Origin of the sequence: Ensifer sp. ENS09 (assembly GCF_014852425.1) — a bacterium.
Classification (GTDB): domain Bacteria; phylum Pseudomonadota; class Alphaproteobacteria; order Rhizobiales; family Rhizobiaceae; genus Ensifer.
Window position 1 is genome coordinate 199,802 of sequence record NZ_JACVBP010000008.1, and the last position, 26,542, is coordinate 226,343.

The following is a 26,542-nucleotide window of genomic DNA, read 5'->3' on the forward strand; positions in this document are numbered from 1 at the left end:
CACAGCAATCATGTGGGGCATGGGAGTGACCCACGATAATGATCAGATCGCAGGGGCTGAGACTTTCTCATCCGTCGAAGACAACATGTGCGCGGCCGATATGCGAGGCGCCGTCGCTCAGCCGGGGTCTGGGTGTTCCCAGGTTTTGATGGTGCGATCTTTTCCGATGAATGAGAGGAAGCACTATGGGCCAAATACGTCACGGCAGCGCCACGACCACGCACGCCGAGCAGCAATACAGCGATCGCAAGCTTCGTCCGCGGAACTGAGCCGGAACTTCTGGCAATTAGACGCGCAAGCGCCCTTTTTGGCCTCGCGGTCCGTGCGGTGAGGGAGGGTCCGGTATGTCCGGTCGCCGCATGGCAACCCGCCAAGTGTACCACGGTTTTTCGCTACGTCGTCGCGATTAGGCAAGCGCCAGAGTCCAGTCAAATTACCAGTTGCACTATGTGGGAAAAGGGCGTCATTGCCCACTTTCCACTGTTATCCTTAGCGGTTTTGTAAATGATGAAGTCGCGCCCAACGGTGAACGTTCCGTGCATAGTGATTTCATTACCCGTTGAGAGGATGGCCCGAAGCTCGTTTATGTGGCGCTGCTCAATCTGGCCACTGATCAGTTCGGCCAGGACTTGGTCAAGGGTTGAGGGTTGTATGTCCGTCATGGGAAGCCTCCGAGCTGTTACGGCAGGAAGATTGTTAATGGCGTCAGAAAATGAGGACGGTAGGCAAGAGTTGGTATTGCCTCCCCGCCGCTAATTGAGCTTCGCTCACGAGCCAGCGAGATTCAATCGGTCGCGACCGGTTGGCCGTCAACGGTCGGCCTCAATCTCTAGACCTCTACCTTGAGTGACCTTGAATAACCCTAATTGTCTGGCATGCAATTTGAATTGATTTAAGCCTGCTTGGCTTCTTGCGGATGCCCGCCGTTTCCTGCTTAGATCGCCGTTTCGTAGCGTTGCCGCATATCGGCATCGTCTTCATCATCATCACAAACGAGATCGCGCCCGGCAACAAGCCGCCGAACGACGGCGGAGGCAATCTTGGACCGATCGACCGGGGAATGACCTGCAGCCACTGAGGCGGACTGCCATGAGCTATGTTGAAACACTAAAGCGGCTGCTCCGATTTAAACTCGAAAGTGGTCACTACCGTCTTCGGGGTGTAATCGTGAATCCAGGCGGCAGGCTGGCCCCCGAGAGTGAACAGGGTGGTGGCGGCAATCTGAATTCGCATGGCGCATGGGTGCGCGAGCGCCTGACGGACATGGATCACCATCCGGTAACTGTCGATATCCTCCACCTTCAACCCGCAGACTTCCCCGACCCGCAAACCCGCCGCATAGGCGCACGTCAGCGCCACCCGCGCCTTCAGGCTGGAAACGGCCTCGAGGAATTGAACGACCTCATCAGCCGACAGAACAACCGGGAGCGTGCGCGGCTTACGCCCATACGGGATCCGCTCGGGCACATCATTCTGGCCCAGCGTGATGCCATAGAAAAACCTGAGGGCGCAAACGATCTGGTTCAGTGACGCCCAGGATATCCCCGTCGCGACCAGATGAACCTGGAAGGCGTGAAAATCCTCAAGATCAAGCTGATCCGGTGACCGACCGAAATAGCGGCTGAACTTCTGAACGGCGTTGATGCAGGATCGCTGGGTTGCCGGAGACAGATTGCGGACCGTCATGTCCTCGATCATCCGGCGGCGTAGAGGGCTAAGCTCAGCCATCTGGACCTCCTGCCTGAAGGGTGGGTTGCAACACCACCATTCAATCAGTCAGGAGGCTCCGGTCAAAGTCGGCCCCATTCGCCGCGATAGCGGCTTAGTTCAATCCTGAATCTCAAAACCCGCGACATGCTTTAGTTGATGAAACGAGGACTGATATTGGTAAGCAACATCACGACCTTGTCTTCGATCGCCTGGCATTTATCGGCGTATTCGGCCGTTAGCGGTTCATTCGACATGGCATGCTCGCTCAACTCGTCGCGAGTGACCACGGCTACGCCATAGGCTTCGATCAGTGTGCTCAGCGCCAGAAACCGCAGTTCTAAGAGTTGCTTGCGGTGCCGTGGCAGCCGCATCATCAGACGCGCTCGGCCGATTCTCTCGAAGTCCAATGGCTGCCGCCTCTCTGTTCGAAGACTGTCATTGTCCTCTATATGTTGACTGTCAGCAATAACGAATTCATCGTGTACGCCCGGACCGGCTCGACCATTTCAGCGCTGCGCCAATAGCGAAAGAAAGATGCTCGGCGGCGATCAGGATCAGACGTTCACCTTTGATCGCCGCCGTGCACCAGGGTCTGACTGTAATCTTCCGCCGCCAGTCCCTGATTTCTGCAGTGATTTTCAGCAGCCCCTTGGGACGGAGGACGGATGGCGGCAGCCCGGGAAATTTGGGGCTGGCATCTCGCTCAAATTCGAAAGCACCTTTCGGTCTGGATGAAATAGCTTATTTCAGCGCCATTGCCGGCGGATATGCGCGCAGACGCCTCGGCGTCGGTCTTGTTGGGCTGGATGGAGCCAAGCCCTTATCGGGAGCATTTGACCGTGCGGGTGATCAGATGCGACACGGCGGGCGGGTCCCGGCGTCGCCTTGAGGGGGCCTGAACGCCCAGACAAGAACGGCCGATAGGGCGACCAAAAGCAGGCAGAAGATCAAGCGGGAGGTCATTGCGCCGCTCCTTCACATGAGACCATTGCGGTCGGGAAACATGAGGTTTGGGCAAGGAACCGGATGAGCACCTTTTGCAAGGTCACGGCAGCCGTTCGGTTTCAAGGCCACTTCGATCGGGCCATCGTCGCAGTGTCGATGAGCGGCAGCTTCTGCAGGTAATGATGTCGCTTTGCTAGAGCTTGTTCGGCTCGGATATGGCTGTCTCCAATTCGAAACGATACCATCATAGCATCGTAGTATTGGAAGTCCGGAAATGCGGGCATACGGCGGGCGGGCTCGGAAGCGTAGGGCGAGCGCTGCTTAGCCAACGACATGCGACCGCGCCACGCAACGGGCCGCCCATGGCATTGACGGTCGTCAAAGAACAAAATCCCAAGCGGCGCGCAGGCGCCGATCGCCTCAGGATTGGACCTTGTCAAACCGCTGAGATTTCCGACGCAAGGTGGTAGATGACAGCATCGCGACGCGAAGCCGATCAGTCGAGTAATTGCCGAAGCTGCCGGGCAAGTTCAGCGGCGGTATAAGGTTTCAGCAACCATGCCGAGCCGTCGGGAAGGTCCGTTTCGGTGACATTCGCCGCGGCATATCCCGAAGTGAGAAGGATCTTTATCCCCGGGCGGAATTTGCGAACATGGTGGGCGAGTTCAGCGCCGGTCATGCCGCCCGGCATAACCATATCCGTGAACACCAGCGAAACCTCCATGTTATCCGCGAGAAGCTGGAGCGCCTGCGTGCCGGTTTCGGCTTCCAAAACGCTATAGCCAGCGTCCAAGAGCCGCGCCACGACGATGCGTCTAACTCGGACATCGTCCTCGACGACGAGAATGGTTTCGTGCCCGCGAGGCAGCTCGGCGGCTGGTTGATCCGGCACCGTTGCGGGCCTCTCATCCTGAGACTTTCCCGTCTCAGCAGGCAAGAAGAGCCGCACGCTCGTGCCTCTGCCCGGCTCGCTGTAGAGTTGAACGTGCCCCCCAGACTGTTTGACGAAACCATACACCATGCTAAGGCCGAGTCCCGTACCGGCTCCAGTGACCTTGGTCGTAAAGAATGGCTCAAACGCACGCCGTCGGACATCCTCCGACATGCCCACGCCCGTATCGCTGACGGTGATCAGGACATATTGTCCCATGCGGACGTCCGGATACATGAGGACGTAGTCTTGATCCAGGCTCGCCTTGCAGATCTCGATTAAGAGACGGCCGCCCGACCGCATTGCATCGCGCGCGTTCAATGCCAAGTTTAACAACGCATTCTGAAGTTGCGAGACGTCGACAAGCACGACGTTGTCAGAGCCTTGGATCATTGTGGACAACTCGACCGTCTCACCGAGCGTTCGCCCCAAGAGGTTGGCAAAGCCGCTGATAAGCTCACCAACGTCAACCAGCTTCGGAGCAAGCGGCTGGCGTCGGCCAAAGGCCAGAAGTTGCGCCGTGAGCTTTGCGCCGTCGTCGGCTGCCGCCTGAGCTTCCCGTAATAGAGGGGCCAGGTTTTGATCGGTAAGGCGAGCTTCAATCATCTCCAGGTTACCGATGATGACCGTAAGCAGATTGTTGAAGTCGTGTGCAAGGCCGCCGGTAAGTTGTCCGACGGCTTCCATTTTCTGTGCCTGTCGCAACTCTTCGTCGATGCGTTGACGGCTGGTCAGATCCCGTATGAAGCCGGTGAAAATACGGCCGCCGGGGGAACGGGCCTCGCCAACCGACAATTCCATAGGGAAGGTGGTGCCGTCTTTGCGCTTGCCGGTGACCACCCTGCCGATGCCGATAATTCGTCGCTCGCCGGTGCGCAGGTAGTTCTCCAGGTAACGGTCATGCGCCTCGCGATCGGGTGTCGGCATGAGCATCTTGACGTTCGACCCACGCACCTCGGTTTCCGAGTATCCAAAAAGCCGTTCAGCCGCCGCGCTGAAGGATGCTATCAGCCCCTTCTCGTCGATCACCACCATCGCTTCGGGGACAGTGTCCAGGATAGACTTGAGATGAAGTTCTCTCGACACGAGATCGGCCTGTGCGTGCTTCAAGTTAGTGATGTCACTGTCAAACTGAGCAATGGAACTGCTTTGACCGTTTGGAAGGCTGGCCCAATGGCTTGCAACAAACACTGTGCTGCCATCCTTGCACTTCTGGGTCAGTTCCCCGGACCATGACCCCTTTCCGGTGACATGCGCGTGGATATCGTCGGCCGGCTCGGGAAATGCGGTCGCAAGTAGATCGTGGACCACTTCACCCTCGGCCTCTTCCCGTGACCAGCCGTACAGTTGCTCGCAACCGCGGCTCCAATGTCTAATCGTCCCGTCAGCCTCTCTCACGATCAGGTTTGCCCCTTCCAGGAGACTGACGACTTTCCTGACCTTCGTTTGCGTCATAATCAACCGCCACGTTATCGAGCGAGCCCGGCTCGTGCTACCTTGGAATTCACCTGAGCCAAACCGAGATCAGTATCGTCACCGTCCGCAATCGATTGGAGCCCATGCCACTTCAAGACCATGATCGAGCGCCTGTCGGGGGCAATGATAATTCCCTTGCTCGCAAATTTGGTTATCGTTCGAGATACCGTCTCTATCGTCATGTTCAAGTAGTCGGCGATATCGAGCCGCGTCATTGGAAGATTGATAAAGGCGGTCCGCTCACCCTCGCCGTCTCTGGCCATAAGAAGCAGGAAGTTCGCAACTTTTCCGTCGGCGCTCCGACGAGACAACAGCACTGCCTGGTCCTGGGCTGCCGTCATTTCGTCGCAGAGCTTGGAAAAAAGCTGCCCGCGCAAGTGCGGTTGGCGCGCGACATCGTCTTCGAAGCGGCTGCGGGGGTATCGACGCAGTCTTGCCTCCGTTATTGCTTCAACCGTGTAGAGGTAGCGGTCTTTGTGGGAGACGCCCAGGAGATCACCGGGTCGCAAGAAACCCACGATAACCCTGCGGCCATCTGCAAGCAGGCGCAACGCGCGCAGAAGGCCATCTTCGACTTGGAAGACGTATTGGGCATCGTCCCCTTCCCAAAAAAGCGCCTGACCTGGCACAGCCTCAATGACAGGCTGCAGGTTGAAGACGGAAGACAAGTCAGGAGGTACAAAGGAGTACTCCAATGCTCTAGGGCCGCCTTGCGTGGCAACTGATTGAAGGGACATCGCGCATCCTCCACCTGACGCTGAGTGGGGAGGATTTCAACATCTTTGCGTGAAGCGATATCGACGTGCCTGCTACAAATCGTGCTATAGTGTAACAGATTGTAACGGCATTTCTTCGCCGCCGCCGACCTGCAACCGGAACCGTTCATGAAGCCCAAGCCGAAGAGCCCTTCTTCTTTGAAGAATTCCGTCTCGACGTAGCTTGCCGTCGTTTGACGTCGAAAGACGGCCGGGAGATCGCGCTGACGACGGGCGAGTTCGAAATGCTCTGCACCTTGGTGAGACATGCAGGCCGCGTTCTCAACCGCGAGATTTTGATCGACCTGACGCGGGGCCGATCACGTGAAGCTTTCGATCGCGTGATTGACGCTCAGATTGCCAGGCTTCGCCGAAAGATCGAGAAGGACCCTCGTCAGCCCGACCTCATCAAATCTGTAAGGCGGGTCGGCTACGCGTTCAGTGCGCGGGCGGTCAGATAAAAAGTTTGACAAGTCGCCGCACAAATATCCTTTGGAATGCTGGGATATACCTAACGAAGCGGGATAAGGATACCGTCGAACTCCATTTCAGTTTCTCCCGCCCCAACCGGCCACCGGTTGGTTCGCAGACTGGCGATGTGAATGGCGTTACATTGTTTCTTGCGGGCTGCGGTTCTTATGTATCGAAGCAGTGTCTCGCACACCCCGCGCGCATCAGCGGCAGTGATGCTTGCGAAAACTGGAACGGAGAGGTATCGGCCAAGCCGCTCACTATGCCTGGCGCGAAGTATCGCAATCCCCCTGACATAACCGCGCGGGTCCTCGACAACCACAATGTCTTCGACATAAGGAGAGGGATAATTCCGCAGGAGATTTGTTGCGCACACCTGTCGCCACCCATCGACATCGATGTCGTAGCCGACGGCAGAGACCAGGCAATATGCCCGCTCGATCTGGGAAGCGTCAATTGGGCCGACGACGTAAGCAGAAGCCATGATGATCTACCCTGCCAGTTGGTGAAACGGGCCATCCTTTCCTCAAGAGTTTTCCCACTGCCTCAATCCCGTCATTGACGAGCGTCAATGCCAGCGTCGGTGATCTGGATTTTATTTGACTTAACAGTGGTGCGAGCAGGAGTATGCGCCATGCCGATTGATCTACGCGGCTGCAGCGTGCTCACCCTTGATGAGTTGAGTTCGGTTGAACTTAGCTTCTTGCTGTGAACCGCGCCGGATTTGCCGGAGGCTCCATCTTCTCAGAAAGGGGAGCCGATGGAGCAAGACAACAAACAAATTTCACCGGACGTCCGGGCCCGAGCAGTGCGGATGGTTTTGGATCACCAAGGCGAATATTCCTCGCGATGGGTAGCGGTTTCCTCGATCGCCGCCAAGATCGGCTGCACGGCGCAGCCGTTCAAGGAATGTGTGAAGAAGGCGGAAGTGGACGTGGCCGAGGCAGGCATCGAGCCTTCCGTCGGAAGCGTCGGCGACTCATGACAACGCCCTCGCCGAAACGATCAACGGCCTCTACAAGGCCGAGGTCATCCGTCGGCGCGGACCATGGCGCAGCTTCGAAGCGGTCGAATTCGCCACCCTCGAATGGTTGGAATGGTTCAACCATCGACGACTTCTGGAGCCAATCGGCAAGATCCGGCCTGCCGAAGCCGAGGAGCAGTATTACGCCATGCTGGACGAACCATGGCTTCATAATTTAACCAAGCGGCTTCCGGCAACCCTGGCGCGGTTCATCCGGCGGCTAAGGTTGTAGTCATGACCCACCCGATCAGGCTTCACGTCGGCCCGTCTCCGCTGGTTGTGGGGCCGACCAGTGCGACTATGATCGTCGAAGGCGAGGTGCCGTCTGCTGCAGCGCGAGGTACATGAATCAGTGGTCCCGTTTTGGGAATGACTGAATCGAACTTGCAACATGAGCGGCAGCCAATTTGTCTTCTTCTATTGTTAGCAGTTCCTTGAGTATTTCTTTCTTTGCAGGGTCATTCTCCCTGGAGATCAAGCCTCTGAAGTTCTCGATGTTCGCTTTCGCTATGAAGATCTCGAACATTGGAGTGCCTCACTTTTCATTTTGGAGGCGGAAACGGCATCTGCAGCGATCCGGTTGGCAATTCATGGAAGCTTTTAGCCGGTTGATTTGACGTATGGCTTCGGATTCTCGGACGGTAGCTTGTCCTTCAGGGGGCCGCAGACTTGAAAGTCCGCTGCGACAGCGTCCGCATTCATTCACTGTCAACTCGCTATCTTGCGCTCGACGTCTCGACTGTGCAACCCGGCACCCGGTAGTCTGAGGAACTATCTAGCCTTGGCTTTTGGGCACGCCGGTTTTCCGCAGGCCTACCCCATCTGCCCTCTCGACAGATTGTCGTTCGTCCTGCCGGTGAGTACAGTGATGTTTTACCAGCCGTCGGGGCCGAGGGCAGTCGACGTGGTAATAGACGGTCTGTCCAGCGGGTGAGGAGTTAGCGAATGCGCGCAACGTTCGTATCAATGATCGCCGCCACACTTGCAGCGATTCAGGCAGTACAGGCACAGGACATCCCGCAGGGGCGCCAGCTCGCGACCGAGGCCTGCGCTGCCTGCCACGCCGTCCTCGCTGGTCAGGCTCGGTCGCCCATTGCAGAAGCGCCCAGCTTCGAAACGGTTGCTGCGACACCGGGAATGACCGCGGCAGCACTCAACGTTTGGCTGACGGCTCAGCACCATCCGACCATGCCGAACATCGTGCTCTCGCAGACAGATGTCGAGGACCTCTCGGCCTATATTCTCAGTTTGAGGAAATAGACACCTGTCCAATTGATCGAACCGAAACTGCGAAGCGGAGAGCCAGCAGCCGCTGACCGATAAGCGAAAAATACCGTTGCCGCATGTCTGTGATCCGATAACGGATGCGGGGCCCGCCGGAGGCCTTAATTGGATCGACTGAACATCTTGCTGCGCATAGCGAACCGTCTCCTACGGTTGACCCTCAAGTTTCTAATCCGTTCGTAATAGTCACTCGCCGAGTCGCAAAATCAAAACCTGATATATATTAAATTATACGGCGATCAATTTTGAGGAATATCAAAGATATATTGTTTTTATTGCAATATATTTTCTCTGCCGCTGTTGGCAAGGGAGGAAATTCCTATGAGGACGAATATTCTAACCCGTCTGAGTACCCTCAGTTCAGCGCTTCTTGTCGGATGCGCCCTGACGACCGCTCCGACGTGGGCGCAGAATGCGAAACCCAACATCCTCATCATTTGGGGCGATGATATTGGGCAGTTCAACATCAGCGCTTTCAACCATGGGATGATGGGTTACCGGACGCCGAACATTGACAGCATCGCCCAGCAGGGTGGGATGTTTACAGACTGGTATGGACAGCAAAGCTGTACCGCCGGGCGCGCGGCTTTTATCACAGGCCAATCGCCTATTCGCACAGGCCTTACCAAGGTCGGTTTGCCCGGCGCACCGGAAGGTTTGAAGAAAGAAGATCCCACGCTTGCCGAGTTGCTCAAACCACTCGGTTATACCACCGGCCAGTTTGGCAAGAATCATCTGGGCGACCGCAATGACATGCTGCCCACCGTGCACGGCTTTGATGAGTGGTTTGGCAATCTCTACCACCTTAACGCGGAGGAAGAACCGGAGAACGTCGACTATCCTAAAAACCCGGCCTTCAGGGCGCAGTTCGGTCCGCGCGGCGTGCTGCATTGCTTCGCGACGGACAAGGACGATCCGACGGTCGATCCGCGCTTCGGAGCGGTTGGAAAGCAGAAGTGCGAGGACACCGGCCCGCTGACCAGGAAGCGCATGGAGACCGTGGACGAGGAAGTCACAGAGGGGGCAATCGATTTCATCGACAAGGCGGCAAAGAACAACAAGCCGTTCTTCGTCTGGTGGAACTCTTCCCGAATGCACGTGTTCACGCACCTGAAGAAGGAAAGTGAAGGCAAAACCGGCCTTGGTGTCTATGCCGACGGCATGGTTGAACACGATGGCCACGTCGGTCAGCTGCTGGCCAAGCTCAAGGAACTCGGCATCGAGGATAATACCATTGTCATGTATTCCAGCGACAACGGCGCGGAGTTCTTCAACTGGCCCGATGGTGGAACGACGATGTTCCGGGGCGAGAAGAACACCCAATGGGAGGGCGGCTTCCGTGTTCCCACCTTCATCCGCTGGCCCGGAGTCATCAAACCCGGAACCACGATCAACGAGATGGGCGCGCACGAGGATATGATACCGACCTTGCTCGCGGCGGCGGGCGACAGCACCGTCAAGGAGGACTTGCTGAAGGGTCGCAAAATCGGCGATACGACCTACAAGGTTCACCTCGACGGGTACAACCTGTTGCCCTTCCTGAAAGGCGATGTAAAGGAGTCGCCACGTCGCGAATTCCTCTACTGGACCGACGGGGGCAGCGTCGCTGCATTGCGCTACGACAACTGGAAACTATCCTTCCTTCGGCAGAACTCCGTCGGCATCAAGGTCTGGGAGACCCCCTTCGAGGAACTGCGTTGGCCGATGCTGACCAATCTGCGAATGGACCCGTTCGAGCGCGCTTCCGATGAATCCACCGGTCATCCGCAATGGGCGGCGGAACGAATGTTCGCGTTGGCCCCCGCCGCGGCCTACGTCGGTCAATGGATATCTAGCTTCCGTGAATTCCCGCCGCGCCAGAAGCCCGGCAGCTTCAGCCTGGACCGCGTGATGGAGGCAGTGACCGCAACGTCCAAAGGCAGCAACTGAGGCCGCTACTAACGGGGGCCGCGGCAGTCTTTGCCCATGCGGCCCCAAGTCTAGACTAAATACTCGGCACGTGATGTCGTCACACAATTCGGGATCGGTAACACACCCACAGCCTGTTCTTCTCAACCAGCCAGGCCTACTGAAGGTGGGACTACCTGGGGCGTAGGCCCGGTATTCCCTATACCGACGGCGTCGGACGACTTGCTTGGCGGACAGAACTGGGACCGGGTTCGACTGCCGTCGCTGTCACGCTGAGCGTCCCCTGGACGATCGGAATGCTGGCCAATCTGGTCGTTTGCCGGAGACGACGACCGCAGCGATTTCAGTTCAACCCTCCTGGAGCCTTTCGTCGCGCACACAACAAAAGACGCGTGACGTCCACCCTCAACACCGAAAGCGCCTAAACTTGGAAGCGGATGAGTGATCGGCTCCGATCAAATTCCAGGTGGCGATACTGGTCGGTATCAATGTTGCGCTAGATCAATGCCAACACGGAGGCAACGAGTCAAATTGCGTTGAATATTCCAGTGCACACCCGACAGGAGGGCGAATTATGAGGGTTTATTCAATGAGAGATATCGTGTCGGGTAAGTGGTTTCGATCAGAGCGCCGCGAAACAGTTATGAAAGTGACTTTCGCCGCGCTTGTCTTGTTGTTGGATCCCATGGCTTTTTACACGTCTCCTGCAAATGCTGGTGATGGTTCCTTTGGCGCCTTTCCCTTTGTGGTTCATTGTGAGGGGGATCGCATCCATCGGTTTTTCTATCTGTCCAAGATTGGTCCGGATGGCGTTGCCGTCTATATGACGCCAGATCGTCAGGCAGGGACCATATCCATCGATGGAACAGCCAAGCGAATTTTGGACGAAGTAGCAGGAACCTGTTCTGGAAAAACACTTGATCAGCTGAGATCGGCTGGCCAGGTCTATGACATGCAACCTGTTCCGCATTGACAGCGGGCAACGGCAATTGCGCAGGAGCAATCGGCCCACCTGTCACATAGTCGCAGGGACTCCCAACCAGGCCGAGCGATGCGAAACTTCGCAGCACGAGGTGTTGCATGACATATCAAAGTCGCGACAGCTCAAGATCGCTTCAGGGTTCCGCGCTTTCAGCGGCACAAGAGCGGTGAACTACGCCGACTATAGAGACCAACGAGGAGGAACGGGCAATGGACTTCACGGTACTCCGTTTGACGTTGCCCAGAATGGCAGTCTCCGCAATGCTGGCGGTCAGCCTGTTCGCCAGCATTGCGGAAGCCAAGGATATCTCCTCCTTTGGGGGGACCGAGCTTGGCACGGTTCCGGAATTTCATCCCGAACTCGGGATGGGGTGGCTGGAAGGATACCTTGATCAGAAAGCGCTGCCGAACAGCCTCCTGCTCATTCCCAGACCTCCAGAAGCTGGGTCCACGGCGCAATTGCTGGACGATGAGGTCGCACGAAACACCCTTGCTCTACGCACCACGCCGCGGTTCGCCTTGGCAGAAAATGACTTCGACCTGAAGTTTTCAAGCCTGATCAGCGACTTCTCATGCGCATTGAACACCCAAATCACGGAGGAAAATGCTCCGTATCTATCGACGTTGCTGCGTCGATCAGTCAGTGATCTGGGTCTTTCGACCTACACTGCAAAGAACTACTACCACCGAACCCGGCCGTTCCAGCAGAACAACGAACCCATCGGAGTTCCGAAGTATCGGGCGGAGCTGGCGAAGGACCCCTCCTACCCGTCGGGACACACGGCGATCGGTTGGGGTCTCGCACTCCTTCTGACAGAGATCGTGCCTGACCGTGCGGACGAAATTCTTGCGCGCGGCCGCGCCTTCGGAGAAAGCCGCATGGTGGTTAATCATCACTGGTATAGCGACGTGGTCTGGGGCCGTTTCATGGGGGCGGCCACTGTCGCGCGCTTGCACGCAAGCCCGACCTTTCGTGCGGATTTGGAGGCTGCCAGGGCCGAAGTTGCCGTAGTGCTTGCTAAGGGCCTCGCTCCGGCAGGGGATTGCAAGGCGGAAGCGGCGGCGCTTGCCTTGGGGTTCCAGGCCAGCGATGTGACAGCGATTGATATTCTTCTGGAGCCGGACACAACCATGCTCCAGCATGCTAAAGCCAACAACGCTCGTCTGCTGAAGGCCTATCCCGCGGGCTTCCCACTCGATGCGGCCCATAATCCCCACATCACGCTCATCCAACGCTTCGTGCGGACCGCCGACCTCGACAAGATGTACGCCAGGATCGACCAAGTTTTTACCAGCGCCAAGGTGGCGGATATGAAGCTTGCGGCGATCAAATACTACTACATCCCGACCAATGACCTCGGCGTTGCGGGCATTGTGATCGAAAGAACGCCGGAATTGGTCAAGCTGCAGGCAGACCTGATTGACGCCGTTCGACCGTTCGCAGTGGCGACCGGAAGCTCCGCGGCCTTCGTTACCACGCCTGACGATCCGCTCATCGATCCCCTATTGATTGGATATGTTTCGACGTTTGTTCCGGAGGCTTCCGGTGAGCATTTCAACCCGCATATCACGACGGGTGTCGCCGCCCGAAAATACCTCGAAGACATGATCGCCGAGCCGTTCGAACGGTTCACGTTTTCGCCTGCCGGCGCCGCCGTTTATCAACTGGGGCAGTTCGGGACGGCGGCAAGGAAACTCAACGCGGTCGATGTGAATCGCTAGTTCCATCCCGATTTCACCTGTGTCGCGGAGGCAGCCTTGAATCCAGCCCGGCATTTTCCGCCCTCGCGGGTGCTATCATCGGCAGTATGACCGCGCTGAGCACCACTTGGCTCACGCAACGAGCACAGTTTCACAATGCAGTACGCCAAAAAGAAAGGGAGAAGCTGGAGGCGCTCTACAGCGATTTCATTGATGAGGCCGCGCGACTCTATGGAGACGCGCTGACTCATCAGACGGAAGACGTCACCAACATGATAAGGCTTTACGCCTTGATCGGACACATGCGTGTGATGTCGGCCCGCCCGGTGATCAGCGCTGCCGAACGGATCGAGGGGCGCATTCTCGAAGCCTACCTCGGCCCGAATCGCAGCCTTCATGATGTCACGGAGACTGTCAGGAAGGGCGACTTGAACCTGCTCACAGAGTTCAGCGAGGCCTGCAGGGATGACTTGTCCACGCGGACGCGCTGACCATTCAACGGTGGCAATCACCAGCGCCGCCAGTGCCCTTGCGGCTTGTCCTGAAAGTACCCATGCGATCGCCGCCAGAAGAAGCGTCACCACAAGAAAGGCCAGCGCGCAACAGTCCGCGAGGCGAGACATCGGCGCCTCGGCATTTTTCGAAGCCTCGATCGTGTCGAGTCATGGCGGCGTGACAGGGGAGGGGCTGGACGCCTTTGGCCGGACTGCGGCCCATGCGCGGGACCAAAGTTCGTCACACCGGCGCAAAAATGGTGCCATCGTCGAACGTAGTGCCGTAATTTGCTTGGACATGTTTGAGTTTATTCTGAAGTATGCTGTCAGAAACCAGTTCGTGGTGGGAACCACTTGGGGGAACAATGCAAGCACATCTCTTTTCCATCGCAACCATGACATGTTTTCTGGTGGTTGGCGGTGCCTTGGCTGCCGACCTCAAATCACCGATGACGCCCGAAGTCCAAGAGACTGAGACTGCTGGCGGTTGGACCTTCTCGTTTGCACCTTACTTTTGGGCCGCAGGCCTGAAAGGGGACGTCGCATCCTTTGGTTTGCCCGAGGCGCATATCGACGCGAGCTTCGGCGATATATTCGATCACCTAGAGTTCGCGGCGATGGCGATGGGTGAAGCGCGCTATGGTCCCTATAGTGTTTTCGGTGACGTGATCTACACGAAGATTTCAGGTCAAGGTGCGACGCCGCGGGGCGTTGTTGCGTCTGATGTCTCGGTATCTGCCGAGACCTTCGCGGGATTGCTGGGTGTAGGTTACACGATTTTCGAAGATTCCGCGGCCCGGTTTGATGTCGCCGGCGGCGCGCGCATTTGGTCCGCTAAGAACGAAGTCTCTTTCAGCGGGGGCATTCTCGATGGACGTTCCGCAACCGACGATGCGACATGGGTCGATGCGGTCGCCGGTCTTCGAGGCACCTATTCGATCACACCTGAAATCTATCTCACGGGCTGGGGCCTTGTCGGCGCCGGAGGAGCTGATGTCGACTGGGATGTTGCCGCCGCGATCGGATACCGTTTCAACGAGACTATTTCAGCTTTGGCTGGCTACCGGGCACTAGGGGTCGACTACAGCAAAGACGGGTTCGTTTTTGACGCCGTACAGCAGGGGCCAATACTGACTCTGGAAGTTCGATTTTAGCAGCTGCGCGATAGAGGGCGCACGTGACGCCCGCCCTACAGCTCAGTCGATATTTGGAGATGTAGTATGGCGTTGTCTCTCGTCCGCCGCGTCATGGCCCATGCAGTACCGAGCACCGCGGCAGCACTGTTCCTTCTATCGGCTTCATCCAGCCTAAGCCTCGCACAGGAACGGCGACCAAATATCGCCCTCATCGTTGCCGACGATCTGGGGTACGCGGATATCGGCAGCTTCGGTGGCGAGATCAGTACTCCAAATCTCGATGCGCTGGCATCGGTCGGGCTCAGATTTACGAATTTCGGGGTGAGCGCGACATGCTCGCCGTCGCGGGCGATGATGTTGACGGGCGTCGACAACCACATCGCCGGTCTGGGCAACATGGCCGAATTCATGGCTCCAAATCAGAAGGGAAATCGTGGTTACGAAGGATATCTCAATGACCGAGTCGTGACAGTGGCATCGTTGCTGAAAGACGCGGGTTACAATACCTACATGGCGGGCAAGTGGCACATGGGCGAGGACCCTGCCCATTGGCCTGCGGCTCGAGGCTTCATACGCGACTTGACCTTGATCCCCGGTGGCGGAAGCCATCTCGATGATATGTGGGGGGCAAAGGGGCAAAAGCAACTCTATACGCATAATGGGCAAGCGATCCAATCCTTACGTCCGGGCTTTCATTCGAGCGAGGATTATTCGTCGTCAATCATTGACGACATCGAGAAGGACCGCGGCGACGGAAAGCCGTTTTTTGCCTATCTGGCATTACAGGCCCCACATGACCCCTTTCAATTACCCGCTGAATGGCTCGACAAATACAAAGGTCGTTACGATCAAGGTTACGACGCTACGCGCGCAACCCGTATAGAGCGTATGAAGAAGCTTGGCATCGTCGATGCAACTGCGACCACGTTTCCGCGGCTCCCGAGCGTCCCCGCATGTACCGAGCTATCCGATAACGATCGACGCCAGTCCTCGCGGAGAATGGAACTCTACGCAGCCATGGTCGAGCATATGGATGCCAACATCGGCAAACTGATCAGGTATCTCAAGTCAAACAACCTTTATGACGATACTTTGATCATTTTCCTTTCGGACAATGGCCCCGAAGGCACGATGATGAACATGGGGAAGCCGTGGGACAACAGTCGCTTCGAGGACTGGGGCAAGAAGGGAACCTTCATTCAGTACGGCGCAGCTTGGGCCCAGGTCAGTGCCGGTCCGTTTCGTCTCTTCAAGGGTTTTCTGTCCGAAGGCGGCATACGAGCGCCTTTGATCATAGCTGGGCCCGCCGTCCGGGGAAGCGGGAGGATATCCAACGCGCTCGCGCACATAATGGACATTCCGGTGACGATATTGGCCGCAGCGAACGTACCACACCCGGACGAGTACGACGGCAAAGCAGTTGCTCAATTGCAAGGCAAGGCTCTTGTCCCGATCTTGAATGCTTCGCGCGCCTCGGTTCGCGATTCATCCGATTGGCTCGGCTGGGAACTTTTCGGCAGTCGAGCCATTCGGCAGGGCGACTGGAAGTTGCTCTGGTTATGCGAACCCTATGGCACCGGTTCCTGGCAGCTATACAATTTGGCCGCCGATCCAGCCGAGACAGTCGATCTTTCTTCGAGCCAACCAATGACTAGAGAGCGGCTAATTCAGCACTGGGCTGAATACGTCGAAACAAACAATGTTATTTTGCCCGAGAGTTCGCCCGTATGTGCCGCATCCGCGAACTGATGGAAGGCCATTCGACCCTGCAGGCGATCGCACGGCACTACGGAAGATGCGCGACGCGCTTGAGCAAGAAATTGCAGGTTTTGAACGCAATCTGCGTGCCATCCCCCACCGGGATGACTACGCACAGCGGCTCATGACGACGCCCGGCGTTGGCGTCCTGGTGGCGCTGACATTTGTGGCGGCCATCGACGCGCGGAGCGATTCCGCTCATCATGCGCGGTGGCGCCGCACTTCGGATTGACGCCGAAGAAATATCAATCGGGCGTGACCGATCATGGTGGTCGCATCTCAAAGATCAGTGATGGCAGTGTGCGCACCGCGCTCCACGAGTCGGCCAATGTCATCGGGACGCGACCGGTCAAAGGGGCAGAGCTGAAGTGCCGGGCGCTGGCGGTCGCAAGACGGGCCGGTCCCAGAAAGGCGCGTGGCGCGCTGGCCCGCAAGCTCTTCGGCCGACGCCTTGTAGTTGAGGCACTTTCTCGGCTGGTCGTTGAGCCGGCGAGCAAGCTGAATGAGCTTGCGTTGCGACACTCCTGTAAAGTCGGTACCGCCTGGCATGCTTATTCAAAAACGTCCACTGACCCCAACCTTTGCGCCCGCAGATGTCTCACCGTCGCCTTCGATGTTGAATAGCAGACCGGTGTCGATCGACCAGCTCTCCGCGGTTTTTAGTGACAGTCCGGCCGAAAGCGAGCCGAACATGCCCGCGCCGTCAAGCCCGGAGTAGCCGAGCGTGCCGGCGAGCTTGGGCGTCAGCGTCATCTCGTTCTCAAGGCTGAACTGCCGGGCAATCTCCGCCCTCAGACTGACCCGCAATTGCTCCTCGGTGAAGCCCTTGAGGTCGATGAGGTCGCCGGCGCCGTTCTTCACTCCATAGTCGTCAACCGTCTCGGAGAAGTAGACGGCCCGCAGCGCCGGCGTAAACACGGTTGCATCGTCCAGCTGCCATTGCCCCTTGACGGAGGTGTCCATGAGCAAGCGGCGCGTGTCGAACGTGCCGTCAAAGGCGTTCATATCGATGGTGTTGGACGAGCCGCCATAAAGCACGCTCGTATCCCAGAAGATACTCTTGCCGAGTTCGAATGAGGCATAGGGGCCAGCGAGCCAGCCATTGCCGGACAGCTCCGCATCCTCGTCGGTCGGGTCGGTCATTCGGTCATAGTGGAAGGACAGGCCGAGCAGCGCCTTCTCCGACAGCAGATAGTCTGCGCCAAGCGAGACCATGCCGAAGTTGCCCCACTTGTCATCGTCGTCCTTACGGCGGTGCATCAGGAACGTGCTGTCGAGCCAGATGTTGAACGGCGAGGCTTCTGCCTGGTCAATGCCATCGGCGCTGTCGCGCGCAGCCTCGATCTGGGCAAGACTGGTGGAAAAGCCAAGTGTAACGGCATCGGTTGAAGGTGTCATACGGGTGGTAACCGCATCCGTTCCCGCCCCCATCCGCCGCCGGTCGATCAGCCCCGGCACCTTGAGGGTCGAGGCGATCAGGTTCTGCCGCGTCCGCACGAAGTCGCGCACGAGCGCGTCGATCTCCGCAGCGTGCCCGGACGCATCGAAGGCGAGATTGTAGGTCACGGTCCCGGTGTTGGAAGTACCGAGCGCACTGATCATGCGGAAGCCGACGCGCACCTGGCCGGAGTAGGCCCTGCTGGGCGTGAACTTCAGATACCAGCCAACCGGGGCGGCGACCGGACCGACCTGTGCCAACTCGCCCTGGATGATCGACGCCGTTCCGGCTTGGGCCGGTTCGACAAAGGTGGTCTCGGCCCCAATGAACGGACCGCCGGTGGCGCCGCGATTGAGATAGACATCGGGCGGTGCGGACCCGGCCGGGACATCGACCACCTTGTCGCTGACCGTGATCGTGCGGGCTTGGACCTTGACGGTATAGCTCGCCGTTCCCGTTGCGCCGTTGCCGTCGCGAGCCTCGATTGTGAACGTGTAATTCCCGCCGGCATCCGCGGCCAGTGGGCCGGTCAGTTCACCCGTCGAGATGTTGAGGGCCATGCCCTTGGGCAAGGCGCCGGATGCCAGGCGATAGAGCATCGGCCCGGTTCCGCCTTTGGCGGCAATTGGCTGGCTATAATCCTCGCCGGCCATGGCGTCCGTGAGCGCTCCAGCGGGTGGCTGGAAGGCGAAATCGACTGGGGCCGCTACAATCGCGATCGAATAGCGTGCGGTTCCGGCAGCATTGTTGGCATCGGTTGCCGTCACGGTAAAATCGTGGTTTCCGGCCCGGGTCGGGGTGCCGCCGATCGCGCCGGTGGCGCCGTCGAGCGCGAGGCCCGCAGGAAGCTGGCCCGATGTGACCGCATATCGATAGGGCGCGGTTCCGCCCGAGGCGATGACGGTGGCGCCGCCATAGGCGCTTCCGGCGGTTCCGCTCGCCAGCGCGCCAGTCGTCGGCGAGAAGGCGAGTGTCGGCGCTGTCACTGTGATCGCCACCGTTGCGGCAGGCGAGGTGCCGGTGGCGTTGGTGGCCACATAGGTGAAGCTGTCGGAACCGGAATAGCCCGGTGTCGGGGTATAGGTGATCGCGAGTCCCGACACGGCGGCCGTGCCGTGCGCCGGCTGGGCGCCGATGGCCACGGAATTCGCTGCGCCGCCGGTGAGATCAAGCGTGATCGGGTTGACAGCGGAGTTTGCTGCGACAGTCGCACGCACATTGTTGGCTGTCGGAGCCTGCATGACGATGGCGATCGAGTAGCTTGCGGTTCCCGTTGCGTTGTTGGCGTCGGTTGCCGTCACGGTGAAATTGTAGCTTCCGGCGGTCGTCGGCATCCCCGAGATGCGACCGGTGATGCCATCGAGCGCGAGGCCTGCAGGCAGTTCGCCTGAAGTCACGGCATAGCGATAGGGCGCGGTGCCGGCCGACGCGACGACTATGACGTCATAGGCCGTCCCGACGATACCCCCGGTCAACGTGCCGGCTGAGGGCGCGAAGGTGAGCGTGGGTGCCGTGACGGTGATGGTCACGGTCGCCGCATTCGACGTACCGCTGGCGTTGGTGGCGGTGTAGGTGAAGCTGTCGGAGCCGGAATAGCCTGGTGTCGGTGTATAGCTTATCGCAAGTCCCGAAACCGAAGCTGTGCCGTGCGTTGCCTGCGTGCCGATGGCCAGCGTATCGGCAACTCCGCCGCCGAGATCTGGTGTGACGGCGTTCGCCGCGGAGTTTGCCGCGACGGTTGCGCTCACATCGCCGACGGTCGGCGCCTCGACCGCAATTGCGATCGAGTATGCTGCCGTCCCCGTAGCGTTGTTGGCGTCGGTGGCCGTGACCGTGAAGGTGTAGGCACCGGCGGTCGTCGGCGTTCCCGAGATAAGACCGGACGCTGGATCGAGCGTCAGCCCGTCCGGCAGCGTGCCGTTGACGGCGTAGGTATAGGGCGCGGTGCCGGCTGCGGCCGTAACGGTGACGCCGCCATAAGCGGTCGCGGCCGTTCCACCCGGTAGCGCGCCAGCCGGCGGCGAGAAGGTGAGGGTCGGCGCAGAAACGGTGATGGTCACGGTCGCCGCATTCGACGTACCGCTGGTGTTGGTGGCGGTGTAGGTGAAGCTGTCGGAGCCGGAATAGCCTGGTGTCGGTGTATAGCTGATCGCAAGTCCCGAAACCGAAGCCGTGCCGTGCGTTGCCTGCGTGCCGATGGCCAGCGTATCGGCAACTCCGCCTCCGAGATCTGGTGTGACGGCGTTCGCCGTGGAGTTTGCCGCGACGGTTGCGCTCACATCGCCGGCGGTCGGCGCTTCGACCGCGATCGTGATCGAGTAGGCCGCCATCCCCGTTGCGTTGTTGGCGTCGGTGGCCGTGACCGTGAAGGTGTAGGCACCGGCGGTCGTCGGCGTTCCCGAGATAAGACCGGACGCTGGATCGAGCGTCAGCCCGTCCGGCAGCGTGCCGTTGACGGCGTAGGTATAGGGCGCGGTGCCGGCTGCGGCCGTAACGGTGACGCCGCCATATGCGGTCGCGGCCGTTCCACCCGGTAGCGCGCCAGCCGGCGGCGAGAAACTGAGGGTCGGCGCGGAAACGGTGATCGTCACGGTCGCGGCATTCGACGTACCGCTGGTGTTGGTGGCGGTATAGGTGAAGCTGTCGGAACCGGAGTAGCCAGCTGTCGGGGTGTAGGTGATAGCCAGTCCCGAAACCGAAGCCGCACCGTGCGTCGGCTGGGTGCCAATGGCCAGCGTGTCCGCCGCGCCGCCACTGAGGCTGAGCGTCATCAGATTGGCCGTGGAGTTTGCGGCAACCGTCGCACTCACAGCGTTGGCGACCGGAGCAGGCTTTGGTGTGACCGAACCGGACGGATCGGAGGCCGGACCGGGGCCGATGCTGTTGGCGGCCGTCACTGTGAAGGTGTAGGCCGTTCCGTTGGCAAGGCCCTTCACGGTGATGGGACTCGATCCGCCGGTTGCCACGGCACCACCTGGATCAGACGTCACGGTGTAGCTGCTGATCGGCGTGGTGCCCGCATTCACAGGGGCGGTGAAGCTGACCGTCGCCTCGCCGTCACCCGACACAGCGCTGACATCAGTCGGTGCATCCGGAACTGCGCCCGCGCGATTGACGACGATGTCATAGGTCTTCTTCGTGACGGCGTCCTGCGCCGTAACCACGATCCTTATGGCGTTGTCGCCGACCTGGAGGCTGACGGGAACGCTGCCCGGCGCCGAGACGACGGCTCCGTTGACCGAGACGGTGGCGCCGGGATGTGTGCTGGCCGGCGTGACGGCGATGCTGGTAACGCTATTGGCTACCGAGAGACTGTAGCTGGTGGTGGCGGCGTCGAAGGCCGGCGTGAGCGTGCCGTTGGACATGCCGATGCCCGAGAGACTGGCGTCGATTGAGGGCGGCGTGACGATCATGGGCGTTCCGCCGGTGAACGCACTGGCCATCTCGTTGCCAGCGATATCCTTTATGCCCGTGCCCGCGGACAAGCTGAGAGCCAAGGTGCCGTCTCCAGAAACATTCGCCACATGCACCTGATAGGCCGATCCCGATCCCGACACACTGTCGATCGTGCCTTGCGCCGTTCCTGTTTTCACCAGGGTGAACTTGCCGATGTCCACCGCCATGACCGGTTCGGAAAATTCAACGTCGAAGATCGTGCCGGTCCCAGCGGGTTTGATTGACGCGACGGTGGGCCGGACGCCATCGATCCTGATGCCTGACATGTCAGCAATGTTGCGCAGTGTTACGTCTGCGTCCGCTACGTGGTAGTAATCCTTGATTGTGGCGCCTTCGAGCGACATCGACCCGATCGCGATTCCGTCTTCGTCGAGATCGTTTTCGACAACCGTGTAGGCGAACCTCATTGTGCTCCAGCCGTATCCGATCAAGTTCATCCTTCGCTCGACGGCGCCAAGGACAGCCTTGAGGTGCGGGACCCCGTTGCTGATGGCGATCCTCTGATCGAAATCCACGTCGAACATCAGCGAGGCGCCGATCGCGTAGGTTCGTGCGGGCGTGTTGACTGGCTTGACGGCGGTGACGACCGGCGTGGAGCCGTAGGTATAACCGTTCGCGCGCGTCACGGAGGTGTTGTCGACGGTCGTCACGGTCACATCGGCCGGTCCGGCAGTTCGTGGCGGCACGGTGGCGGTAATCTGGGTGGTGCTGTCGACGGTGAACGTGGTGGCAGGCGTGCCGCCGAAGGTAACAGCACTCACACCGATGAAGTTGGTGCCGGTGATGGTCACGGACTGTCCACCGGCCGTACTTCCGGTGGAAGGGGTGAGACCGGTGATCGTGGGAGGTGCGCTGCGCGTGACGACCACCCGATAGGTCCGCGTGACCGTGCGGTCCTCGGTCGTCACGGCAATGGTGAGTGTGTTGTCGCCAACATTGAGTGGCACGGCGGTCGATGTGCCCGATACGGCGCTGAACCCGTTGATCTTCACCGTGGCGGTGGTTCCGGGCGTTGACGGTGTCACGCCGAGGGTGGAGACGCCGTTGGCCACCGTGGCCGTATAGGTCAGGGTATTGGTGTCGAAGGCCGGCTCGAGGTTGCCGCTCGACAGGGCGAGACCGGAAAGTGCGGCGTCCAGCGGGTTGCTCTTCGTGACGCAGACGACGTCCATTCGCCAGGGAACGGTTGTCGAGCTTTGGTTTATGAATTCGACATAGATTCCACCGTCAACGAGGTTTTGCCCGGAAATCGATGCGGATTCGTTGCCAGTTACAACACCGGCTTCATAACCGGTCGCGAAGTATTCGACGCCAGTTCCAGAGATCGCATAGAAGTACGCGGTTTCCCAGTAGAATGGATTGCGGATCAGGTCTATGTGAAGCCTGTCCGTCGTTAGAAAGTCACCCTTGGGGTAGGTCTTCGAGAAGGCTCCGACGTCCTTCCCGTCCAGGTCGGCAACGATATCCTCACACCCTTTCGACGCAGCGAACGCTTCTCCCGCCACGGTCACGAGGCTGGAAAGAAGGAAGACCAGGACCGTGAGCAGCCGGATCTGATTGCGCCAGAACCGGCGCAACCTTTCAGCCTTCGGCAACGCCTCCACCGGCGTGGCGACGCACATTCGTTCGACGATGTCGTCACACAGCATCGCCGAAGTGCTGCCGCCGCTTGCACTGCGAACGGCTGTGCTGCGGGAGCGTGCGGCCGTGGCCGATCGATAGCGTGTCATGACGGATTTCTCGCAACAAGAACCGCGCCATGGCAGGCGCGCTTCGTGTTAGCTCGGAGAAAGTGCCGTCTTCAATTGATGCAGGCTGTCAGGCGTGGAAATGCGCACTCCGTGCCAACGACCCTGCATTTGCGGCCAAATGGGCGGCCTCGACGACGCACCGACCGTTTGCCGCTGAAGCTCTTATCGCCCGATCAGGCCGATCCATTGCGACCAGTCGGTCGCCGACAGGCCAGGCGCGGATTTGAGCAGGGCGGGATGATGCGCCGAAAGATGCCGCAGCTCCCGCGGCGACATGCCGAATTCCCGACGAAACGCGCGGCTGAAATTTGCCGCGTTGGTAAAGCCATGCGCTGAGGCGAGATCTGCGATTGCAACGTGCCTGTATTCCGGCGCTCGCAGATTTGTGAAGGCGCGCCGCAGGCGCTGTTGCGCCAGGAAAACCGAGAATCCCCCAACCAGTTCCAGAAGACGGTAGACCGTTCGGCGCGAAAGGCCGAATGCGGCCATGACACGCTCCACTGTCAGATCGGGTTCGAGCAGGTGGTCGGTTATGTAGCGCCGGACCTCGATCGACAGCGCATGGCCGACGCTTGCTGCGTTGCCCTCGCTCGTCTGGCTATTGATCGCTGCGCCGGCAAGATCAAGCAACGGAGACAGTACCGCCTCCGCGTCGCCGACGGAGATATGATCCAGCTGTTTGTGCAGGCTGCCGAGCGTGTCCCTCAACAGCGAAACGAGCGGCATGTTCGCCGGTAGGACTAGTTCATGATTGTCGTCCGGGCGCTTGAGACGCGGGGCCAGCATCTGGCGCGGAATGACGAGGCTGAGATGCTCATGATCGATTGTCGATGTGGCGAGCGGCTGCGCCATATCGATCACGTAGAGGTCACCGGGGCGGGCAATGCTGTCGGAGCCGCCGCGGCTGCCGCTTTGACCATTGAGATAAAACTGCACGAGATACCCGTCCATGCCGTCGCGGGCGATCTTGTAGCGGGACCGATCGAAGTCCTGACCGCTTGATCGCGTGCGCGCGACCCCGACACCTCCAATCAGGGCCGCATCGACGCTGGCAAAGAACGGTTCGTCGGACGGGCCGCGGAGACGTGTGTCGAACAGCACGCCAATCGACTCTCGCCACATCAGATGCGCATCCTGCTGCCGCATGCTTGTCGTGTCGAACCGAGAGCGTGGCAATCCGAAGTGCTCGGCATCTGCGACTTCCGAAGGTGCAGCTGCTTCAAATGACGCGTTCATAGACTTCATTCATTGGGTGGGCTCGCCTGCAGAGAACCTGCAAGCTTCGATTGATTTCTAATGGAAGCGCAAGTTATTGAAAACTGCGGACAAAGCAACCATCAGCGGGAGTCGCGAATCGAACTCCGAGAATCCCAGACGCGGCCGACGCACTACCTCCGCCAACTCGCGGCGCGTAGTCTTTCCCCGAGCGGATCCATGCCGGGCAGTCCGCTGGGCCACTGCTGTAGAAACAAAAAAGGCCGGGGCGAAACCGCACCGACCTTCCTCATCATCACCTTTTCACCAGTGCCAGTACATCCGTGGTCAAAGGCATCAGGTGATGGCGGCGTTCGCGAGCGGCAGAAGATTTCCAGCGCTCATCAGCGAAACCGATGCATGTGATCTAAGGGAGAACTGCGTTTAAAACAAGTCCATTTTTCAGATTCGAGTTTCCGCATTGCGGAGCGAGGTAAAAGAGCGCAGTGTCGATCCTTCGGTGGCCATTTAAAGGGCGCCGCCGCTCAGGCGATGCCTGGCCCCAAAGAAAGGAGGACCTATGTCTTCCGCCTTACCCCCATACTCGTTGTCCGCCGATCTCCGGAAGATCAAGGAGTTCCTGGCCAGCTCTGGACTCCTCACCTTAGAGGGTTCCCAGACGTCCCCTGACCACAAGAGATCATCACGCGTCATCCGCAACTTTCGTGCAGGGGTTACGTACCCCTCGTTCGTCAAGAAGTAGGAGGCGGCGATGGCTCACTTAGCTCGACAACGCGTAGCCCTAATCCATTTCGCAATACAGGCTTCGCCTGCTCTGGCAATCGGATTTGTTGCCTACATGACGTTTAGGGGTCTCTTCTAAGTCGAGGCGAACAAGGAACAGGCAAGGGCTTTAGCTCACGGCCCTGCCATTCTGAATGCCCGCCAACCTCTAATTTCCACCGGCCGATGGACATTGTTCAATTTGCCACCCTTGGTCTTTGCCATCGGGCAATCCTTGCGTCCTGGCCGCGGGACCACGCGGTGCGTTTCGCTTGTCCATGCGTTGAATATCGGGAACGTCAGGTCCAATTGTCATCGACGAAATTCAATTGGCGTTGCGAAGTAGATGTCGCTGACTAACTTTCAGGGCGAATGGCGACTTCAGTCCAGCTCTCCTTCCAAGCGGGTCAAGTCGCGTAGCCTGGGAGTGTTTGCGTCAAGCGCCAATGCCGCGACTGCCGTGCTATGCCTTGAGAGCGACCGACCCCGATGCTGCTCTATTGGATGTCCAGTTGATGAAGAGGACGTCGGGACCGGTCGCCGAGGCGCTTGGCGACCGTGGTGTGTCCGCTTCTTGGTTGCAAGCGCGCTCGGGAGCGAGATCAGCGCATACCCCATCGACGCCGATGCTCGAGCATAGGAAAACCGGTCGACCCTGTTAGACTCATTCCGTGCGTACAATAAAAAGAAAAATAAATCGACGAATGAACCGGAACGTCAGGCTATCGTGATGTTTTCATCGGCATAAGGTGAATATTTCAATATTTCAATTGAGTTTTAAAAAGTATCGTTTATATGTTTTTTCATAGAAAATTGATCGCGAATTTTGAATCTGCGCTTCTGCGCAACCAGATATCCTCTCAAATTCAAAAAGAAATATTTCTGGAAGAATCGACGATTGAAAGGAAATTATCCTCGCTTCAGGCGCGGTAAAGTGGTTCAACAGCACCAAGGGCCTCGGCTTCATTCAACAAGGTGACGGGGTATCGATGTGTTCGTGCCTATCTCGGCGGTTGAATGCGCTGGGCTCGCCGGCCGACGGTCAGAAGGCAACATTCGACGTGGTTAGCGACCGCAAATCGGGCAAGAGCTCGGACGACAATCTCAGGCCGGAATAGTTTGTCATTCGCCTTTCTCTGACCACGGATGTACTGACAGGGAAGCATTTGAATGATGGGAACAGGTCGGGGAAGTAACCCGACCTTTTTGTGTCTTGGGACTTTCATTTTTTCGGGGGATCGCCATGAGCCGCGCCGGGTTGGGAATTGGCAACAAGGTTGTGCTGAGGGCGAGCGCCACACAACAGGCCTTGGTCAGCCGCTTTGGCCGGGTTGTCGGCCTGTTGC

General features: G+C 58.8%; 17 protein-coding genes and 4 pseudogenes. 12 read left to right on the forward strand and 9 right to left on the reverse strand.

Annotated elements, in window-relative coordinates:
- Positions 1–428: 428 nt before the first annotated feature.
- The 5 genes and pseudogenes from IB267_RS31230 to IB267_RS31250 form a co-directional block, all read right to left on the reverse strand.
- The gene (locus tag IB267_RS31230) at positions 429–662 is read right to left on the reverse strand and encodes a hypothetical protein (RefSeq protein ID WP_192451267.1); all 234 of its coding nucleotides are present in this window, start codon (positions 660–662) and stop codon (positions 429–431) included.
- Between the two features lie 595 nt (positions 663–1,257).
- Positions 1,258–1,728 (reverse strand): annotated as a pseudogene (locus IB267_RS31235) (tyrosine-type recombinase/integrase); the annotation flags it as partial.
- 131 nt (positions 1,729–1,859) lie between these two features.
- A complete protein-coding gene (locus IB267_RS31240) occupies positions 1,860–2,117 on the reverse strand; it encodes a hypothetical protein (protein ID WP_192451268.1) in 258 nt (85 codons plus the stop codon).
- Positions 2,118–3,151: 1,034 nt separating this feature from the next.
- Positions 3,152–5,041 carry a PAS domain-containing sensor histidine kinase gene (locus IB267_RS31245; RefSeq protein WP_192451269.1) on the reverse strand — a complete coding sequence of 630 codons (1,890 nt, stop codon included), beginning with the start codon at positions 5,039–5,041 and terminating at the stop codon, positions 3,152–3,154.
- 14 nt (positions 5,042–5,055) lie between these two features.
- Positions 5,056–5,799: a Crp/Fnr family transcriptional regulator gene (locus IB267_RS31250; RefSeq protein WP_192451270.1), complete on the reverse strand. Its 744-nt coding sequence runs from the start codon at positions 5,797–5,799 to the stop codon at positions 5,056–5,058.
- A gap of 101 nt (positions 5,800–5,900) precedes the next feature.
- On the opposite strand from IB267_RS31250, the pseudogene IB267_RS31255 reads away from it, so the two are divergent.
- Positions 5,901–6,278: pseudogene (locus tag IB267_RS31255) on the forward strand (winged helix-turn-helix domain-containing protein); the annotation flags it as partial.
- A gap of 50 nt (positions 6,279–6,328) precedes the next feature.
- On the opposite strand, the gene IB267_RS31260 reads toward IB267_RS31255, so the two are convergent.
- On the reverse strand, positions 6,329–6,772 hold the full coding sequence (locus tag IB267_RS31260; RefSeq protein WP_192451271.1) for a hypothetical protein: 444 nt from the start codon (positions 6,770–6,772) through the stop codon (positions 6,329–6,331).
- A 450-nt stretch (positions 6,773–7,222) separates the two neighbouring features.
- On the opposite strand from IB267_RS31260, the pseudogene IB267_RS31265 reads away from it, so the two are divergent.
- Positions 7,223–7,544 (forward strand): annotated as a pseudogene (locus IB267_RS31265) (integrase core domain-containing protein); the annotation flags it as partial.
- Between the two features lie 117 nt (positions 7,545–7,661).
- Here the strand turns inward: IB267_RS31265 and IB267_RS31270 are convergent.
- Positions 7,662–7,838, reverse strand: a complete 177-nt coding sequence (locus tag IB267_RS31270; RefSeq protein WP_192451272.1) for a hypothetical protein — start codon at positions 7,836–7,838, stop codon at positions 7,662–7,664.
- A gap of 419 nt (positions 7,839–8,257) precedes the next feature.
- On the opposite strand from IB267_RS31270, the gene IB267_RS31275 reads away from it, so the two are divergent.
- The 9 genes from IB267_RS31275 (at position 8,258) to IB267_RS34040 (ending at position 17,198) form a co-directional block, all read left to right on the forward strand.
- The gene (locus IB267_RS31275) at positions 8,258–8,572 is read left to right on the forward strand and encodes a c-type cytochrome (protein ID WP_192451273.1); all 315 of its coding nucleotides are present in this window, start codon (positions 8,258–8,260) and stop codon (positions 8,570–8,572) included.
- Between the two features lie 345 nt (positions 8,573–8,917).
- Positions 8,918–10,525: an arylsulfatase gene (locus IB267_RS31280; RefSeq protein WP_192451274.1), complete on the forward strand. Its 1,608-nt coding sequence runs from the start codon at positions 8,918–8,920 to the stop codon at positions 10,523–10,525.
- A 568-nt stretch (positions 10,526–11,093) separates the two neighbouring features.
- Positions 11,094–11,477, forward strand: coding sequence for a hypothetical protein (locus tag IB267_RS31285; protein ID WP_192451275.1), 384 nt, complete (start codon positions 11,094–11,096; stop codon positions 11,475–11,477).
- Positions 11,478–11,695: 218 nt separating this feature from the next.
- Positions 11,696–13,207, forward strand: a complete 1,512-nt coding sequence (locus tag IB267_RS31290; RefSeq protein WP_210336058.1) for a phosphatase PAP2 family protein — start codon at positions 11,696–11,698, stop codon at positions 13,205–13,207.
- An 86-nt stretch (positions 13,208–13,293) separates the two neighbouring features.
- A complete protein-coding gene (locus IB267_RS31295; RefSeq protein WP_192451276.1) occupies positions 13,294–13,677 on the forward strand; it encodes a hypothetical protein in 384 nt (127 codons plus the stop codon).
- A 368-nt stretch (positions 13,678–14,045) separates the two neighbouring features.
- Complete coding sequence (locus IB267_RS31300) at positions 14,046–14,834, forward strand: hypothetical protein (RefSeq protein ID WP_192451277.1); 789 nt, start codon at positions 14,046–14,048, stop codon at positions 14,832–14,834.
- 66 nt (positions 14,835–14,900) lie between these two features.
- On the forward strand, positions 14,901–16,565 hold the full coding sequence (locus IB267_RS31305; protein WP_192451278.1) for an arylsulfatase: 1,665 nt from the start codon (positions 14,901–14,903) through the stop codon (positions 16,563–16,565).
- Between the two features lie 46 nt (positions 16,566–16,611).
- Positions 16,612–16,806 (forward strand): hypothetical protein, encoded by a 195-nt coding sequence (locus IB267_RS33580; RefSeq protein ID WP_246810903.1) that lies wholly within the window; start codon positions 16,612–16,614, stop codon positions 16,804–16,806.
- A complete protein-coding gene (locus IB267_RS34040; RefSeq protein ID WP_371742670.1) occupies positions 16,785–17,198 on the forward strand; it encodes a transposase in 414 nt (137 codons plus the stop codon). Before IB267_RS33580 ends, IB267_RS34040 begins: the two co-directional genes overlap by 22 nt.
- On the opposite strand, the gene IB267_RS31315 is transcribed toward IB267_RS34040, so the two are convergent.
- Together IB267_RS31315 and IB267_RS31320 are read right to left on the reverse strand one after the other, a co-directional pair.
- Positions 17,130–23,198, reverse strand: a complete 6,069-nt coding sequence (locus IB267_RS31315; protein WP_192451279.1) for a putative Ig domain-containing protein — start codon at positions 23,196–23,198, stop codon at positions 17,130–17,132. The genes IB267_RS34040 and IB267_RS31315 overlap by 69 nt on opposite strands.
- A gap of 183 nt (positions 23,199–23,381) precedes the next feature.
- The gene (locus IB267_RS31320) at positions 23,382–24,341 is read right to left on the reverse strand and encodes a helix-turn-helix domain-containing protein (RefSeq protein ID WP_192451280.1); all 960 of its coding nucleotides are present in this window, start codon (positions 24,339–24,341) and stop codon (positions 23,382–23,384) included.
- Between the two features lie 1,766 nt (positions 24,342–26,107).
- Between IB267_RS31320 and IB267_RS31325 the strand changes: the two are divergent.
- Positions 26,108–26,314 (forward strand): annotated as a pseudogene (locus IB267_RS31325) (cold-shock protein).
- Positions 26,315–26,542 lie beyond the last annotated feature (228 nt).